Consider the following 16891-nt stretch of genomic DNA (forward strand, 5'->3'; position numbering starts at 1 on the left):
ACACAGCCGGCGCCGGGGCCCGCCTGTCTCCGTTCATAGCAGACCGGAGAGCAGCCGGAAGGCGTTGTCCAGATACTTCTCGTACCAGGGCCGGGCCCGCCACCGGGCCAGGTCGAGTTCGTCGGAGCGGGACGCGTAGTCCGCGAGGACCTCGTCGGTCGCGCGCACGACCTCCGGGTCGAGCACCATCAGGGTGACCTCTCCGTTCTGGCTGAACGAACGCATGTCCATGTTGGAGGAGCCGATGGCCAGGATGTCCCGGTCGACCAGCACGAACTTGGAGTGCAGCACGTCCGGCGCCGGGTAGCGCAGGATCCGCACCCCCGCCTCGAGCAGCTCCTCGAGATAGGACTGCTGGGCGTGGTGGATCATCACCTGATCCGCCTTCTGACAGATCATCAGCGTGACGTCGACGCCGCGTTTGACGGCGCTGGTGACCGAGTACAGCAGCGAATCGTCCGGCACGAAGTACGGCGTGCAGATCGCCACGCGGTCGACCGCCCGGTAGATCAGGTCGTTGAACAGGCGCAGGTTGTTCTCGTCGGGAAAGCCCGGCCCCGACGGCAGTACCTGCACCGGCGATCCCGTGAGCTCGTGCCGGGCCGGGTCGATCTCGGCGCGCACGACGTCGCGCAGGTCGTCGCTGGTCTCCATGTACCAGTCGGAGGCGAACACCAGGTCCAGCGAGGTGACCATCGGCCCGGTGCCCACGACGTTGAGTTCCACCCAGCGTCGGCCCATGCGGACCGCGGATCGCCGTCGGTAGTGCGGCTCGATGAGGTTGGTGCTGCCGGTCAGTGCCTGCCGACCGTCGACGACGAGGATCTTGCGGTGGTTACGCAGGTCAGGCCGTGACGGGCGCCAGCGGGTCACCCGCAGCGGCAGCGACGGCGAGAACTCGATGTCCGAGCCGGCCAGCCGCCGACGGAGTGCCCGGTATCCCCTGACCTGCGCCGTGCCGACGTGGTCGTAGAGGACCCGGACCGCGACGCCCCGCTCGGTGGCCCGGTCGAGGGCGTCCCACACCGGTCCGGCGTAGTCCGGGTCGTCGGAGACCATGTAGAAGAGCATGTGGACGTACGTCTCGGCGGAGTCGATGGCCTCGACCATCCACCGGAACGTCTCCTCGTAGTCCGAGATGAGCGTCAGGTCGTTGCCGAGGTGGACGGGGAACGCCCCCAGCCTGCGGTTCATGTCCACGGTCGCCCGAAGCCGCCGGCTGTGGGCCAGCACGAGGTCGCCGTCGTCGGTGCCGACCAGCAGTTCGGCCAGCTCCTCGTTGATCTCCCGCTGCAGTTCCTGCCGCCGCCTCGACAGCCGGTTGGTACCGAGCACCGCGAACAACGGTAGGGCGACCACCGGGACGAGGAAGACGCCGAGCAGCCACGCCATGGCGGTGCTCGGGCGACGCCCACCGGGGATCACGCCGATCGCGACCAGCCGGATCACGACCTCCACCACCAGGGCGGCGATCGCGACCCAGGCCGGGATCCAGCCGATGCTGTACCCGGTCAGAGGCCAGATCATCGTCCTGCTTCCTGCCCGCCGACCGGGCTCCGGGATGTGGAGCTCAGAAGTGTAGCGGTCAGAAGTACTGGGAGCCGCCGTCCACGCTGATGTGCTCGGCGGTGATGAACGCCGACTCGCCGGAGGCCAGGAAGGCCACGATGTTCGAGATCTCCTCCGGCTCCGCGTAGGTCTGTTCGAGGAACGTCGAGCCCATGAGATTGAGCGGCGGGTTGGACTTCCCCACCTTCTCGAGCTGGCCCACCATGTCGCCGCCACCCATCGGGGTCGCGACGCCGCCGGGATGGACGCTGTTGACGCGCACGTTGCGGGGGCCGAGCTCGGCGGCGAACGCGCGGGTCATCCCGACCAGCGCGTGCTTGGAGGCGGTGTAGTGGACCATGAACGGCTGGATCTTCTTGCCCGCGTACGAGCTGATCAGGATGATCGAGCCGCCGCCTGCCGCGATCACGTGGTGGGCGGTGGCCATCACCGTGTTCCACACGCCGGTCACGTTGATGTCGATGGTCGCGGCGAAGTCCTCCGGCGCGATCGCGTCCCACACCTGCGGGGTGCAGATCCCGGCGTTGGCCACGACCACGTCCAGGCGCCCGAGCTCGACCACCGCGTCGTCGACGATCTTCTTCATCCCGTCCAGGTCGCGGACATCCCCGACGGACAGCAACGCCCGTCGGCCCTGCGCCTCGACCAGCCGGCGCGTCTCCTCGAGGTCCTCCGGCGTGGCCGGGTCGTAGGGCACGGCGGCGGGCAGCGGACCGGCCAGGTCCAGACCGATAATGTCCGCGCCCTCCGACGCCAGCCGGACGGCGTGCGCCCGGCCCTGCCCCCGCGCGACCCCGGTGATGAACGCGACCTTGCCCTCGAGCCTGCCTGCCATGACGGCCTCCCTGCCGCGGTGTGGACCCATGTATCCCTCGTCGCCACCCTAGGCCGATCGGGAGGCTCTAGAGTCGGAAGTCACACGGACCGGGAGGCGGACATGGCCAAGAAGAAGTGGAAAGACCTGACCGACGGGCAGCGGGCCGGGCTGATGGCGCTCGCCGCCGTCCAGGTCTCGCTGGCCGTCAGCGCGTGGGCCGACCTCGCCTCCCGGAACCCCTCGCAGGTGCGGGGCAGCAAGGGTCGGTGGGCCGCGGTGATCGCGATCAACTTCATCGGGCCGGCCCTGTATTTCACCCGGGGACGTCGGTGATCGTTCCCTCGAGGGCGATGATGACGACGACTACGACGACGCCGTCACCGACCATGCCGCACACCCGGAGACCGGCAGCGCTGTCGGCAGGCGCGCCCCTCGTCGTCGTCGCCTGATGCGGGTTCTCGTCACCGGCGGTGCACGGTCCGGAAAGTCCCGGCACGCCGCGCGCCTACTCGAGGACCGGACGCGCCCAGGCCCGTCGCACGCAGACCCGCCGCACCAGGGCCCGCCGCACCCGGGCGCCCCTGGCCACACCCCCGCCCCGGTCACGTTCATCGCCCCCGGCCGTCCCGCCGACGAGGTCGACGACCCCGACTGGGCCGCCCGCGTCCGGCACCACCGCGCCCACCGACCCGCCGAGTGGCACACGCTCGAGACCGCGGACGTCGCCGCGGCGCTCCGCGAGACCCGCGGTCCCGTGCTGGTCGACTGCCTGGGCACCTGGCTGACCGGGTGCGTCGACCGGCTCGAGTTGTGGGACGCCCCGGTCGACGAGGCGCGACCGGCCGTGGACGCCCGGGTCACGGAGCTGTGCGAGGCGCTGGCCGGCCACGACGACGTGGTGCTGGTGACCAACGAGGTCGGTTCCGGCGTGGTGCCCGCCCACCGCGCCGGCGGCGTCTTCCGCGACCTGCTCGGCGCGCTCAACCAGACCGTGGCCGCGCAGTGCCACGAGGTGCATCTGGTCGTGTGCGGGCGCGTGCTGGTGTTGTGACCCCCCGGGTTGCGGGCCTCGGAATCGGCGTCAGTTGCCCTGAGACTGCGAGCGCTTCTCGTTGCCGGGAAACCACATGAGAAGAACCGCGGCACCAGTGACAACAGTGTGAAGCAACGGGACCGTTCCTTGACTGGCACCGACCCACAGGCTCAGCAGCGTGGCGATCCCCACCACTGTGAGGATGACCCGCGCCGCCTGGCCACCACGGCGCATTCTGACGGCCAGCGCGATCACGACAGCGTTCAGAATCACGACAATGATCCCGGTGACCGCGAGAACGGCGGTGGGCTCGTCCTCGAGCGTGTAAATCCCAGAGAACTCTGCGAGACCGCCACCCACAGCAAGGAGGAGCCCTCCGATAATGGCCAGCAGGGCCGATGCGATCCAGACGATCATCGATACGAACGTGGCGGTGTCTGAATAACGGGTGGGTGTTTGCGACATGCTTCGAAACCCTCCTGGTTTCTATCGAGAAGTGTGGTGACATGCTGGGCCGAACTGGATGCCCCGGCCCTGGCCCATCTAGTTGGAGTGCGTGGCGCGGAGCTCGTCGACGGACTTGTCCGACGTCGCCGTGATGATGTCGAGGATGCGGGCGTACCAGGGCGAATCGTCACTCACCACTGAAACGTGGTCCTCACCTTCGGCCAGCGTCAGCCCACCGATCCCGCCGGACTGTTTGACCGCCGTGATGTAGCGCTCTGAGTTCGCGGGCGCGACCATCGTGTCCGCGGTGCCGTGAATTGCCACAACCGGTACGTTCGGGTCGATGTTCTGGATCGGATCTACGGATCTATACCGGTCAGGGACCTGCTCTGGTGGGCCGCCCAGGACAGTGACGATGCGACTATCGCCGTGTGTGGCGGCGTATCGCATGTCCAGTGGCCCGGCCAATGAGACCACGCGCGTAGGACGGAATTTAGGGCTGTTCCCCACCTCATCGTCGTTCAAGGCGTGTCGAGTACCGGCCCACATAGCCAGCTGCGCGCCCGCGCTGTGTCCGACCACGAGCTCGTCGTCGATCGTGAACTCAGGGTGCTGTTCATTGAGCTCGACCACATGGTCCAGGGCATCGGCAACATCATGGAATGTGGTCGGCCAGCCACCACCAGACCCGACGCGTCGGTACTCGATGTTGTAGACCGCCATTCCTCGGTCGACGAGATCACGGGCGTACGAGCTCAGCACCTCGGCGCCAAGTTGAGACTCCCACGAGCCACCGTGGATGAGCACCACCATTGGCACCGACCCCGCGGCGTGCTGCCCAGCTGGGAGGTAGAGATCGCCCCAGTTCTGTGCGGGATCGCCCTGCCCTCTGGTGGGGTATGAAACGCGCTTGACCAGCGGTTCAGCGCGTTCGACAATCGCCTCGTTTGTCACCTCCGCTGCAGCGGTAGACGGGCCGGGCGACGAAGACGGCTGAGCTGGCCCACCAGCTGTGGCGCAGCCGCCGGTCACGAGTACAGCTACTGCCGGCAGCGCCACCATTCCAGCAATGCGATGTTTGATATTCGATTCCACGCGAATCACCGTAGCGGATCAATTCACTAAACATCTACACCGATTGTGAATGCATGCTGCCAATGAACGTTTCTACTCGACCACAGGCCAAAGTGCGTTATCACGACTGAGACGCGGCACGGACGATATATCTACTCGATTCTATTGTGTTCCCACAACTTATTCTTGTGGCCCGGACAGGATCCTAAAGAAACGAGGTCCTACCTGCACAAACAGAATGCGAAGGCTCCGCCATAGGCCCCTCTGACGCGACCTTCGAATATTCGATCAGTCACGTTGTCTGATAGTTTTCTTTTGTGTTTTCAGGTTCCATTAGTGAGCACTTGAAGAGAATGGTTCAACGCTTCAGCGGCTCATCAGTCAGCGCCCTTTATGAGCCACGGTGGTGTCGACATTGAGCGCGAAACATCGCTACCGTGCTCACCCGGGCCAGCTGCTGGCCACTGCATTGATCGGCGTCATCGTTGCATCCGGCGCCGCCGCGAGCGGCTGGATTTTATTCCCGAAGCCGACAACCGCGTCGACGCACGCCAGCCCGCCGAATTCAGCGTTGAGTACCACCTTGCCGGCCCCGCCAGCAGAAGCCGTCCCTCGACCCGACTGCAGAACTGTCCACTGCGTGGCGCTGACTTTCGACGACGGGCCGGACAGGGTGACCACCTCACGCCTACTCGACCTACTGGAGGAACGCCGCACGCCAGCGACGTTCTTCGTGCTCGGCCACAGGATCGCGGGAAATGAGGATCTACTGCACCGAATGGTGCATCTCGGCATGGGGGTAGAAAACCACACCTGGGATCACCCGAACCTGACGCATCTGACCCACGACGCTGTAGTTGATCAGATCAGACGGACCAATGACGAGATCGTCAGAGCAACTGGCCGACATCCGGAACACATCCGCCCGCCGGGCGGAAACTGGATTCCAGGAGTGACACCAACAGACGGGCTCGCACTGACGACCTGGGATGTTGACCCCCGCGACTGGTTCCACCGCCACCGCGCCTCCGTCGTTCAGAACACCCTGTCCGCAGTGCGCCCCGGATCAGTCGTGCTGCTACACGACATCCACCCATCAACGATCGACGCAGTTCCAGGAATCCTGGACGGTCTGAAGTCCCGAGGCTTGGTGCCGGCTACGCTGCGCGACCTCAATGCAGGCGGCACCCTGCCGCACCAATAACGCTCGAGAGCTGACGTCAGCCGCCATGACCCGGATCTTGATCGCGGCGACCACTCCACGGCCGATCAGCGACCTCGCAGGCAATCGATCAACGGTCAGCCCATCCCGCGCTCGTCCCCGACGGCCCCAACACGAACGCCGCTAACCCGCGCGTCGGACACGGTCCACCATCCGGCGGGCCTTGCCAGCAACCCCGCCGCAAAGAAAGGGATCGCCTTCATGCCCCCTGCAACGCCCCTGGCCCGGAGGACGTTCCTGACGTTCGCTGCAGTCGGTGCCTCGACCGCTCTTACCGCATGTGAGCGATCTCAGATGTCCGAGCCGCTCCCGAGGTCACCGGCAAGTCCGTCTTCGCCGATGCCGAAGCCACCCCCGGACATAGGTTCATCCGAGCCCGTTCCCTCAATCGATCGCACACCGCAAATCTGGGGCACCCACATGCCCGGCGTGACAACGCACGTCGACACGACATATAGCCGGCGGTCAATAGCGCTCACTTTCGATGCATGTGGCGGCAGCACCGGCAGCGGCTACGACACCGAACTCATCGCAGTGCTGCAGGAGTATGCGGTGCCGGCCACACTCTTCCTCAACGAACGATGGATACGAGCTCACCCGATCGAAACAGCGTTCCTCGTCGACGATCCCCTGTTTCAGATCGAGAACCACGGCACCCTCCACCGACCGCTCTCGGTAACGGGCAGATCCGCCTACGGAGTAACCGGAACCCGGGACGCCGCGGAAGCCACCCTCGAGATCGAGTCCAACAAGGACTTTCTCCGCAACGCCTTCGGCGTGGAGAGCAGCTGGTTTCGATCAGGCACGGCGCACTACGACGACATCGCTGTGGAACTCGCGCACCGTCTAGCGGTGAGGATCGCGGGGTTCGCCGTGAACGCTGACGCCGGGGCGACTGCCGAAGCGTCGACAGTTGCTGCCAACATCCTCGCCGCCGAGGACGGCGCGATCGTGCTCGCCCATATGAACCAGCCAGGGCACGGAACCGCCGCTGGCACGCGACGCGCAGTGGAACAACTTCGCGTCGAGAATGTCGACTTTGTCCACCTCCCCTAGCTGTACTGCCCACGCAGGTTGTGTACGCGGTCTGCGTGGGCAGCACACCTAGCCCCGGTGATTCACGCGGGCTAATGTAGCTCGGAATCAGGCCATTGTGCGTCGGATTCGCCGAACGGTGACGACGAAGAGAGCTACGAGCAGGACGTAGTCGATCGTCATCAGCACGTAGCCGACGGTCTCCAGTGATGGGGCCAGATCCCACACAGCATGAACAGCGACCGCGCCGACCAGGGCGACTGCGAATTCGTATCGCAGCAATGTGTTGAATCGGCAGAGGACGTATCCGGCTACTGCGCCGGTTATCGCCACGGTGAAGGCGTGGAAACCGAATCCCACGAGCATTCGTGAGACGATGGTGGTGAGTTCTTGGGCAACCCCGGAATCACCGTCGCTCGGTGAGATCGCGTACTGCAGGTTTTCGAACACCTCGAACCCCGCGCCTGCCGTAAACCCGAGCGCGAGCCCCCGGAGCGGCGTTCGGGCGCCGATCACAAGAACGGCTACGACGCCGACCAGCTTGATCAATTCTTCAACGAACGGCGCCATTGCAGCGCCCGGCCCGAGACTATTAAGGGCTCCGGCGAGACCGGTTGCCGCGAGCGCACCCCAGAGCAACATCCAGACGATCTCGTCTCGCGTCAGCGCTCTCGGCGGAAACGCGAAGCGGGCCACGAGGTAGAGAAGAGCTGCCTGAAAGGCAGCGGCGGCAAGTGCAATCGCACTGCCTGCAACTCCCACATCAGCCATGTCGGAAAGCCCGACCAGCGACATGGCTGCTCCCACGAGAAAAAGCACGGCGAGCACTTTGCCACCCGCCCCTGATACGGCGACGCGTCGCCATATCGAAGATGCGCCTTCCGGCGTATCAATGTCAGTGCTCAACGTCAGCCCCTGTTCTGTTGCGTTGTCGACCGAGCGTGATCGCCGCAATCGAGTAGACGACCAAGCTCAGCACCACGGTCCAGGCCACAGCGAGCAGCGCGAGCGAGGCCTCGTCAAGTAAGTAGTCAGGGATCTTTATCCAGGCGAGCAGGCCGAACACGATCGAGGCCGTGCCTCGCGGACCGAGAAATGCGATCAGTGTCTTCTCGCGCCGCGTGTAGGAGCGACCGGTGAGCGCCAGCATGACTGGGCCGGCGCGCAGGACAGTAACTGCGGCGAGCGCGAAGATGATTACCGGCCACCCCGCCCAGCCGAGGTCCAACAGGTAGTCGATCAACAGTCCGAAGCCGAACCACATCACAACGTTGCACAAAAGCGTGACGTCCTCCACGAACTCCAGCTCGGAGCCACCGAGCTCCTGCACCGTGCGGGCCGCGCGATATGTGATGCCGCAGACGAATGCCGCGACAAACCCGTTACCTTCGAGAAGGACCGCGCCCCCGTATGCCAACAAGGCGACCATGATGACGGTGATCCCCAACGCCCGTGTGGATGTCAGCGAGCGCGCCAGGGCTCGGTTTGCGGCGAATGCTGCCACGAACCCGATCGCCCCACCGATGCCGATGGCGACCGCGGTAGAGTAGATCCCCTCGCCCACCGCGTCCCAGAACTCCCGCTCGCCCGATGTTTGCTCGATGAGTACGAGCGCACAGACGAAGATCGGCGCCACTATGCCGTCGTTGTAGCCGCTCTCGACATTCAACAGTCGGCCGACCCGCCGGGGCACAGCACGGTTTCGGAACAGCGACCCGTTGGCAGACAGGTCCGTGGGCATAACGGCGCAGGCGAGGAGTACGAGAATCGCCAGCCCGCCCCCTGGGAACAGGAAAGCGCCGAGTGCCGTGGCCGCGGCGAGGGACAGCGGAAGCCCAATCAGGAGTAGTCTGAGGGCCCCGCGTCGGTCGTGCCCGAGCAGTCCGCCTTTGACCTCAGTCGCGTCGACGAATAACAAGAGGGCAAGGACCATCTCGACTATGCGTTCGGTGGTGGGCAACGCGAGCGCGGTGGAGAGTTCCACTCTGGACACTTGCGCGGTGGCCGCACCGGCGATTGCCAGAACCAGCGCGGGAGCGACGCGCCAGTGGGCCAGGCGAGTGGCGAAGAGCGACCATACGGCGGCGACCGCGGCCGCGACGAGCAACAGAGCCGTTAGGTGCATTCCGTGACCTCGAAGCGTGTCCGATGAAATCTGGCCTCAACACCGGTAGGGGAACTATGGCGAACGGACGACCGCTCGGGGAGCCGGATGGCGACCCCGTCCCTTAGGCTGGACGAAAAGCGCCGAGGACGTCCTCGCGAAACCGAACCCTAAACCGACTTCAGAAGCGCGACACTAGGCGTTCTGAAGACCGATCTTCAGCCCTTCCTTCTCACAGACTTGAGAAATGCTGCCCTCCGAGTGCGGCCGGCATCGCCAGCCACTCACCGTCATGTTGTCGGATGTGCCAATAGTTGTTGCGTACTCGGCGGCAATGTTGATCGCTTCCGTACAGCCCACGCGTCCAACTTGCGTACCCATTGCCACAACCCCTCGCAGGTTCCCACCTGCGTCCTTGACGGGACCACAATTAGTCGTCTCTTCCCCCGCGACGTGCGCTGCAGGAGGCGGGGGCGCGGGGTGAACGTGCTCAGGCCCTGCGACCTTTGGTTGCACATCAGGGTGCAACGTGTGGACCGGGGCGGGGGCTGGCGGTGGTGGCGATGTTGGAGCCGCCTGTCCGCGCAATCCGATGACCAGTCCCGATGCGGAGCACACGTGCGGGATCGTCGCATCGGGTTGAGGCTGACAGTGCCAGCCATCAACAGTCGTAGGCCTCTGCCCTGTTGCCCCGCCGAGGTAGTCGTGGGCGACCGTGAGCGCATCAGTGCAACCCGCGCGACCTGAACCGTTTGCGAACGCGATGACGTGCGCGACTGCCCCGTTACTGTCGTGCAAAACTCCGCAGTCCACGTCACCGATCGGCATCCGAGGCGGCGGCTCCGACGCGCGGGATGAGACTACGTGCGAAGACGATGCCGTGTGCGATCCCGACGATTCCTCGTGCTTCGATCCGCAGCCGGCTGCGACGAGCGGCAGCAGAGCTCCGACTGAGATCAGCAATCTATGTTTCGTGTTCACTTGGTCCTCATATCTGTCGACCCGAGAAGGTAGCGCTAGTTTCTAGTCGCCAGCCGTTCACAGCTGGCAGATTCTTCAGTCAGAGCCCTGTAGCGGCGCGCCTTGAGATGCGGCCTGGAAAAACTCGTCACGTGCCGCGGACTTGATGTGTTGAGCGCAAATTGCGAACAACGGGACGTGGATGGGGGGCGTCAACTCAAGAACGCGGACAAGACCACCAGCAGCAATCCCAGGCGGCTCAGTCACGAAGGCGACACCTGATGTTCCGATCACTGCGGTGACTGGCGGGGTGCCTTGAATCGGGTTGCGGCGTACATGCGGGCTGAAGCCCGCTTCTCTGCACACTTGGATAAGATGGTCTGTGTAGCCAGACTGCCCGGGATGGCCCCAAACCGTGATGGATTCTGCTGCCAGTTCACTAAGCTGAATAGATTCCCTCGTAGCCAGGTGATGCTCGGAGGAGACGGCGACTCGAAGGCGGTGCGACCCCAAAGTTGAACGGGTCACGCCGAGCCTGGGCTTCATACCGCGACACAGACCCACGTCGATCTCTCCATTGAGTACCCCGCTCTCAAGCTCACCTGGATACCGCTGATTGACGTTTGTAGATAGATCAGGGATCACTTTCCGAACGCGATGAATCAGCTGCATCACCTCGAGCACAGTGATGGCTGGCGTATGGCCGATCTGAAGCGTCGCCAGGGAATTGGTTGCCGCTCGACGAGCCCGAAGCACCGCCGCATTCGCGAGGCCATGCAGGACGGATGCGTCTTCAATCAATGCCTGCCCGGCCGGCAGCATCTTGACCCCGCCTCCACGCCTGGAGAAGAGCTCGACCCCAACCTCTCGCTCTAGTGCGCGCATCGAGCCGGACAAGGCTTGCTGCGATAGGTGAAGACGCTGGGCGGCAGCAGTGAGAGATCCTTCTTCAGCTACAGCGACTAGATACTCGAGCTTGCGCAGGTCAAGCAACGACGGTCCTTTCTACATTTGTATAGTCCTCACTTCCCAGGCTCTCTACAGACCCTGTGCCCATGCTAGAAGCTGACAGTCAGGCCCAGGCCAGAAAACGCCCCCGCGCCCGCACTACAAGAGGATCCGTAGCCACCACAAGCTCCGCTTGTGACAGGGCTTTCTAGCGCCCCCTACCAGCACGAACGAACCCGCCGCCGTTCAAGTCAAGGGGTGCTCGCCAGGACTTGATGGCCCGGCAAGGGCAGATCGTTGCCCGTCGGACTGCAACCGCGAACTGGCAGCGGTACCGTCCTCGGACGTAAGTCCCCGGTAAGGGTTGGCTCAGAAACACTAAGCACCGGAGCGTCCTACAAGTAGAGGGTCAGGTAGGGCAACCAGATCCGGCTGCCCTGCGCGAGGAATAGGCAACGTACGTGATCCACACCGAAGGCCTCGACCCACAGCGAGGAAGCTCCGGCTGCCCCGACTTCGCCGCCGCAAGTTGTGCGAACCGTCGCAGTGCTTGGTTATACCCACAACGAACTGAGAGAAGATGATCCCTTTAACCTGCGTTCTACCTGTCTATATCGGTGTTTCTCCGGAAGAATTCACAAGAGCATATCGAAGTATCGAATTTCAGACGCTCCCGCCGGGAGAAATACTCGTAGTATTAGATGGCCCCGTACAGAGCGAAATATCAGAGTTCTTGAACAATCAGAAGCGATCTGATGGACGGCTCAGTGTCATCGCACTCGAAACTAACCAAGGGGTTTCTGCGGCGATGCGCTCCGCCTTCGAGCAAGCTCAACATCGATGGGTGGCACGTCATGACGCTGACGACATCATGATGCCGGACCGGTTCGCGAAACAATGGCCCGCGGTGGTCGAGGGACGCTACGCCGCCGTCGGCGGCGCAATGCTGGAGTTCGTTGGAGATCCGACCAATATTGTTCGAGTACGACGACTACCCAGTGCGCACGTTGCGATAGCCAAGTACGCCCGACTGAACAGCCCTCTCAACAATCAGAGTACGATTTTTGATCGCGACGCCGTACTGGCGGTCGGCAATGTTCGAGACCTCCATTTCATGGAAGACTACGACTTGTTCGCTCGCCTGATCGCTAACGGGTATCTGCTTCACAGCATCGATCAGGCATTGGTCCTCGTCCATGCGCAGGAGACCATGTATGACAGGCGCACCGACAAGCGGTTCTCCGCGTCCGAGAGACAGATGCAACGCAATCTCGTCGGTCTCGGGTTAATATCCGCGCCACGAGCGGTTTTGAACTACGCAGCACGTCAACTCTTCCGGAAGCTACCTCGCCCACTTCTCAAGATTGCCTACACAAAGCTGTTCCACCGGCCCGACGCCCTCAACTCCCCAGTCTCAGAAGTGACACACTGGGTCGAGTCGGACTGGCCTGGTTTCTCTGCGTGTCCGAGCCTTGCAAAGAGCTCATAATGCCAACTTCGCTCAAAGGACAGTCAGAGGTAGAGAGCAGGAATACTGCAGCGAGTGACTCATTCGTGGCCGTCCCGGACAGATGTGTCGGCACTCATGGCGGCCAGCTTCTCAAGTTCCTCACGCCTTGCGGAACCGGACTAATGACTCACCCCAGCGTGGTGTTCATCCCACAAGGAATCTCGGGCTATTCATACTGGATGGCCGGCACGCCTTATGACGGGGTCGACGACTCCATCGAGAATCCTTGCATCTATGCCTCCCACGATGGTGCCACCTGGGAGATTCCAGCTGGAGCAACTAATCCGGTCGCACCCAAGCCCCCGGGCAGGGCGCATAACTCGGATGCCCATTTGGCGTTCGATGGCGCTGCTCTCCACCTCTGGTACCGGCGCACCAATGACGGTTATGACACCATTCTGCACGCCACTAGCAGCGACGGATCTCAATGGTCAGAGTTCGATCATGCGCTCCGCTTACCGCAACACCAAGAGCGCATTCTGTCGCCCACCGTATGCCGCTCGGGCACACAATGGGTCATGTACACCGTCAAATTTGTCCGACACGGAAACCGCAAGGTTGTGCAGCGTCGTGAGTCTGGCAATCCCTGTGGCCCGTGGGGTGCCCCCACGAACTGCGACATCAACCTTCCTGACGGACGATTGCCGTGGCATATCGACGTGTGCCACGTCGGCTCGCAATTCTGGATGGTCATCGCCGACAGCACCTCAAATGAGGGAGGCGACCTGTTTTTCGCCACCTCGCAGGAGGGCTTGTCATTCGACGTGGCCCGGGAGCCCTTGCTCTCTCGCCATTCCTCAGTCGGGAACGGGCTGTATCGATCTGCGCTTGTCGCGCGACCATCGATCGAGAGGGGCGGCAACGAGATCGTCATCGCAGACGCTTGGTACTCCGTGGTAGATGGACGCCGGTGGGGCGTCTGCCGCGGAGAGATCAGCCTCCAAACCCCCTCCAACGATTTGCCGCTCATGTGAATCGAAAGGACGCGTGTTCTCGATGCCCTTCCCGACGCGACAACCCTTCGGAGCCCTCCCCAGAGGGCAAACTCGACTCGCTCTTCTGTGCGCCGCAGCACTCCTAGGGGGAGCCGTAGCTTGCTCTGTTGTCAGCAATGGAAATAGCACCATCGGCCCCACAGAGCCTGCTGTGATATCGGAGCGCATCGCGACGGCGCCCGTCCAATCAGAACGGCCAAAACCTGCCGATGTGGATGCGGCGATGGTCCGAACTGCTGCTCAGCAAGCCCTTCTGAAGCAAGGCCAGCCTGCAAACCTGACCGATACTGACCTTGTAGCCCGCGATGTACTGGCCGGCGGCCCACTTGCTGTAGCTGACGTGCATCATAAGACACAAGAGACGCTCTCAGGGTTCGGGCCAGGCGGACCATTCGACACCTCGATGCCCCCTCAGCCCGAATGCCCGCCCACCGCCAGAGCCTGTATCGATGTCAGCGGAAAGCGAGCCTGGCTACAAACTGACAGTCGCATTACCTATGGTCCAGTGCCGATCACCACAGGGAAACCGGGGTACGAGACCACGCTCGGTTCCCACCGAGTCCTGCGTCACGTCCGCCACGACCACAGCCGAATCTTCGACTCGCCGATGCCCTTCTCCACCTACTTCACCACCAGTGGCATGGCATTCCACGAAGGTCGACTCGATGAGCCTTCACACGGGTGCATCCACTTAGGACAGAAGGCGGCGGCCCAGTTCTTTGACCAGTTGCGCGTCGGCGACGAAGTAGTCGCATTCTGAGTGTCGGCGAAAAGGCCGTGCGCACCAATTCCATTCCTCGACTGATCCTGTACCTGTGGGCACCCGCACGCCAGCGCGGACGAAAAGCAACCGACACCAGGCGGCGGGATGCCTGTGGCGCATCGTCCCGCATAAAGTAAGTCCAGGACCGGCCCCAGCCGGCGAGCACCTCTCACCCTCCCGGAAGGAACCCGTGAGCACCGACAAGGTCGCCGAAAGCACCGACGAACCCGCCGCGCCCACCCCACCGTCCCCGTTGGCCCGGGCGGGCGGATTGGTCGTGACGGCCGCGCGGCGACTACCTGTCACCGCCGCATTCGTGTCGGCGCTCCTCGTCACCGGCATCGTGTTCCAGGCCCTGTGGCGTCACGCCTACCGGGCCAGCTGGTTCGAGGGTGTGGCCTACGGCCTGCCCGCCCTGGAGGGCGGTCGGTGGTGGACGCTCGGCGCCGGGCCGTGGTTCGGACACACGCCACTGCAACACGCGTCGCTGATCGTGCTGGTGGCGGTCGGCATCGGCGTGGGCGAGTGGCGGCTCGGGCCGGTGCGTGCCCTGGTCGCCGCGATCGGTGGGCAGCTTCTCGGGGTGCTCGGGGCGTTCGCCGTGATCGTCCCCGGCCACGCCGTAGGATGGGCCTGGGCCACCGAACTCTCACTCGTGCTGGACGTGGGTTGTTCTACCGCGGTGGTCTCGGTCCTGGCCGCCGCCACCGCCACCCTCGTCTCGCCGTGGCGACTGCGCGCCCGGGCCATCCTGTACGGCTACGTGATTGTCTCGTTCCTGTTCGTCGGGAGCCTGGCGGACCTCACCCACCTCATCGCCTTCGGGGTGTTCTTGGCTGTCGGCGAGAAGTTCTTCTCGAGCGGCGAGCGCGGGCTGCGGCCCCGGACCCGCCGCGAGACCCGGCTGGTGGTCTCGGCGGGCATGTGGTTCATCGCCGCCGTCCACGTGGTGGTCTACTTCATCCCCTCCGACGGCCCCCTCGGCCCGACCGAGGCCGACGACGTGAGCCTGGCCAGCATGCTGCTGTCGGTGCTGGTCGCCGCCGTGACCGCCGAACTGCTGCGCCGTGGCTACCGGGCCGCCTGGGCCGTGGCGCTCGCGTACGCCGTGCTCACCACCCTGAGCACGTTCGTGATCACCGGGCTGGTCGTCGCCGCCGACTTCGAGTCCATCGGCGCCGTCACCCTCGGCACCGGTCTGTTGTGGGCCGGCGAGGCGATCCTGCTCATCGCCGGCCGCAACGCGTTCGGTGTCCGCCTGCGCCGCCGCGTCACCGGATCCACCGTCCATCCCGACGACGTGGTGAACCGCGTCCGCGCCCTCATCCGGCGGTACGGCGGCAGCACCATGTCGTGGATGATCACGTGGCAGCCGATGAACTACTTCTTCGGCCCCGGCGGCGACGACTCCGCGGGCGTGGTCGGCTACCGCATGCACGTCGGGACGGTCATCGGCCTGGCCGACCCGGTCGCCGAACCCGCCGACCGTGCGCGGCTCCTGGCCGAGTTCGTCGATTTCGCCGAGTCCCAGGCCGCGGTCCCCTGCCTGTTCTCCGTCTCCGGCGAGACCGCCGAAACCATGCGCGGGAAGGGCTGGCGGGCGCTGCAGATCGCCGAGGACACCCTCATGGACCTGCCGGACCTGGAGTTCGCCGGCAAGAAGTGGCAGAAGATCCGCACCGCCATGAACAAGGCGCAGAAGAACGGGACCACCTACATCTCGGGGCTGCTGCGTGACCAGCCGGCGGAGATCCTGATGCAGGTGCGGGAGATCTCCGAGCAGTGGGTGGGAGAGAAGGAGCTGCCCGAGATGGGCTTCACGCTCGGCACGGTGGAGGAGGCGCTCGACGACGACGTCCGCATCGCCCTCGCGGTGGACGCCGAGGGCGTGGTCCAGGCGGCGCTGTCGTGGCTGCCGGTCTACCGCGGCGGGCCCTCCGGCGGCGCGCGCGGCTGGACCCTGGACCTCATGCGTAAGCGCAACGGGCCCGGCGCCAACAACATGGTCGAGTTCCTCATCGCCCGCTCGGCGCTGGAGTACAAGGAGGAGGGTGCGGACTTCCTGTCACTGTCGGGCGCGCCGTTGGCGCACAGCGGCGGCGACGACGACAACGCCGACATGGCTGTCCTCGACCGGGGACTCGACCTGCTCGGTCAGGCGCTCGAGCCCTACTACGGGTTCCGGTCACTGCATCACTTCAAGGCCAAGTTCAATCCGCGGATCGACCCCGTCTACCTGTGCTTCCGCGACGAGGCGGACCTGCCGCGCATCGGGCTGGCCATCGGCCGGGCCTACCTGCCGGGGGCCACGACCCGTCAGCTCGCGGCGCTGGCGCGCTCCGGTTCCTCGGACACCATCGACGTCTGAGTCGGCGCCCGCGCCTCGCACCCTGCCTCGCGCCGACCGACCGTTA

General features: G+C 64.4%; 15 protein-coding genes. 8 read left to right on the plus strand and 7 right to left on the minus strand.

Annotated features, from left to right (window positions below):
• Window positions 1-33: 33 nt before the first annotated feature.
• Together cls and ACWGLC_RS00590 are read right to left on the minus strand one after the other, a co-directional pair.
• On the minus strand, window positions 34-1527 hold the full coding sequence (cls, locus tag ACWGLC_RS00585; protein ID WP_452098094.1) for a cardiolipin synthase: 1494 nt from the start codon (window positions 1525-1527) through the stop codon (window positions 34-36).
• A gap of 58 nt (window positions 1528-1585) precedes the next feature.
• The gene (locus ACWGLC_RS00590; protein ID WP_452098095.1) at window positions 1586-2404 is read right to left on the minus strand and encodes a mycofactocin-coupled SDR family oxidoreductase; all 819 of its coding nucleotides are present in this window, start codon (window positions 2402-2404) and stop codon (window positions 1586-1588) included.
• 102 nt (window positions 2405-2506) lie between these two features.
• On the opposite strand from ACWGLC_RS00590, the gene ACWGLC_RS00595 reads away from it, so the two are divergent.
• A complete protein-coding gene (locus ACWGLC_RS00595) occupies window positions 2507-2719 on the plus strand; it encodes a PLDc N-terminal domain-containing protein (protein WP_344996955.1) in 213 nt (70 codons plus the stop codon).
• A gap of 115 nt (window positions 2720-2834) precedes the next feature.
• Window positions 2835-3437, plus strand: coding sequence for a bifunctional adenosylcobinamide kinase/adenosylcobinamide-phosphate guanylyltransferase (locus ACWGLC_RS00600; RefSeq protein WP_452098096.1), 603 nt, complete (start codon window positions 2835-2837; stop codon window positions 3435-3437).
• 30 nt (window positions 3438-3467) lie between these two features.
• Here ACWGLC_RS00600 and ACWGLC_RS00605 read toward each other — a convergent pair whose 3' ends face one another.
• Window positions 3468-3884 (minus strand): hypothetical protein, encoded by a 417-nt coding sequence (locus tag ACWGLC_RS00605; protein WP_452098097.1) that lies wholly within the window; start codon window positions 3882-3884, stop codon window positions 3468-3470.
• A gap of 78 nt (window positions 3885-3962) precedes the next feature.
• Entirely contained in the window at window positions 3963-4928 is a 966-nt protein-coding gene (locus ACWGLC_RS00610; RefSeq protein WP_452098361.1) for an alpha/beta hydrolase family protein, read from the minus strand.
• A 418-nt stretch (window positions 4929-5346) separates the two neighbouring features.
• On the opposite strand from ACWGLC_RS00610, the gene ACWGLC_RS00615 reads away from it, so the two are divergent.
• Window positions 5347-6144 carry a polysaccharide deacetylase family protein gene (locus ACWGLC_RS00615; protein WP_452098098.1) on the plus strand — a complete coding sequence of 266 codons (798 nt, stop codon included), beginning with the start codon at window positions 5347-5349 and terminating at the stop codon, window positions 6142-6144.
• 438 nt (window positions 6145-6582) lie between these two features.
• Complete coding sequence (locus tag ACWGLC_RS00620) at window positions 6583-7218, plus strand: polysaccharide deacetylase family protein (protein WP_452098099.1); 636 nt, start codon at window positions 6583-6585, stop codon at window positions 7216-7218.
• Window positions 7219-7305: 87 nt separating this feature from the next.
• On the opposite strand, the gene ACWGLC_RS00625 is transcribed toward ACWGLC_RS00620, so the two are convergent.
• The 3 genes from ACWGLC_RS00625 to ACWGLC_RS00635 all read right to left on the minus strand — a co-directional run bounded on the left by ACWGLC_RS00625 (window position 7306) and on the right by ACWGLC_RS00635 (window position 11254).
• Window positions 7306-8103 (minus strand): PrsW family glutamic-type intramembrane protease, encoded by a 798-nt coding sequence (locus ACWGLC_RS00625; RefSeq protein WP_452098100.1) that lies wholly within the window; start codon window positions 8101-8103, stop codon window positions 7306-7308.
• Window positions 8093-9322, minus strand: coding sequence for a cation:proton antiporter domain-containing protein (locus ACWGLC_RS00630; RefSeq protein WP_452098101.1), 1230 nt, complete (start codon window positions 9320-9322; stop codon window positions 8093-8095). Before ACWGLC_RS00630 ends, ACWGLC_RS00625 begins: the two co-directional genes overlap by 11 nt.
• 1035 nt (window positions 9323-10357) lie before the next feature.
• Entirely contained in the window at window positions 10358-11254 is an 897-nt protein-coding gene (locus ACWGLC_RS00635; RefSeq protein ID WP_452098102.1) for a LysR substrate-binding domain-containing protein, read from the minus strand.
• Window positions 11255-11789: 535 nt separating this feature from the next.
• Here ACWGLC_RS00635 and ACWGLC_RS00640 point away from each other — a divergent pair.
• The 4 genes from ACWGLC_RS00640 (at window position 11790) to ACWGLC_RS00655 (ending at window position 16845) form a co-directional block, all read left to right on the plus strand.
• A complete protein-coding gene (locus ACWGLC_RS00640; protein WP_452098103.1) occupies window positions 11790-12698 on the plus strand; it encodes a glycosyltransferase in 909 nt (302 codons plus the stop codon).
• Between the two features lie 158 nt (window positions 12699-12856).
• Entirely contained in the window at window positions 12857-13693 is an 837-nt protein-coding gene (locus ACWGLC_RS00645) for a hypothetical protein (protein ID WP_452098104.1), read from the plus strand.
• Window positions 13694-13925: 232 nt separating this feature from the next.
• Complete coding sequence (locus tag ACWGLC_RS00650) at window positions 13926-14474, plus strand: L,D-transpeptidase (protein WP_452098105.1); 549 nt, start codon at window positions 13926-13928, stop codon at window positions 14472-14474.
• Window positions 14475-14667: 193 nt separating this feature from the next.
• Entirely contained in the window at window positions 14668-16845 is a 2178-nt protein-coding gene (locus ACWGLC_RS00655; protein WP_452098106.1) for a bifunctional lysylphosphatidylglycerol flippase/synthetase MprF, read from the plus strand.
• The last annotated feature ends 46 nt before the right edge of the window (window positions 16846-16891 follow it).

This window comes from Dietzia sp. NPDC055877, from assembly GCF_053615975.1.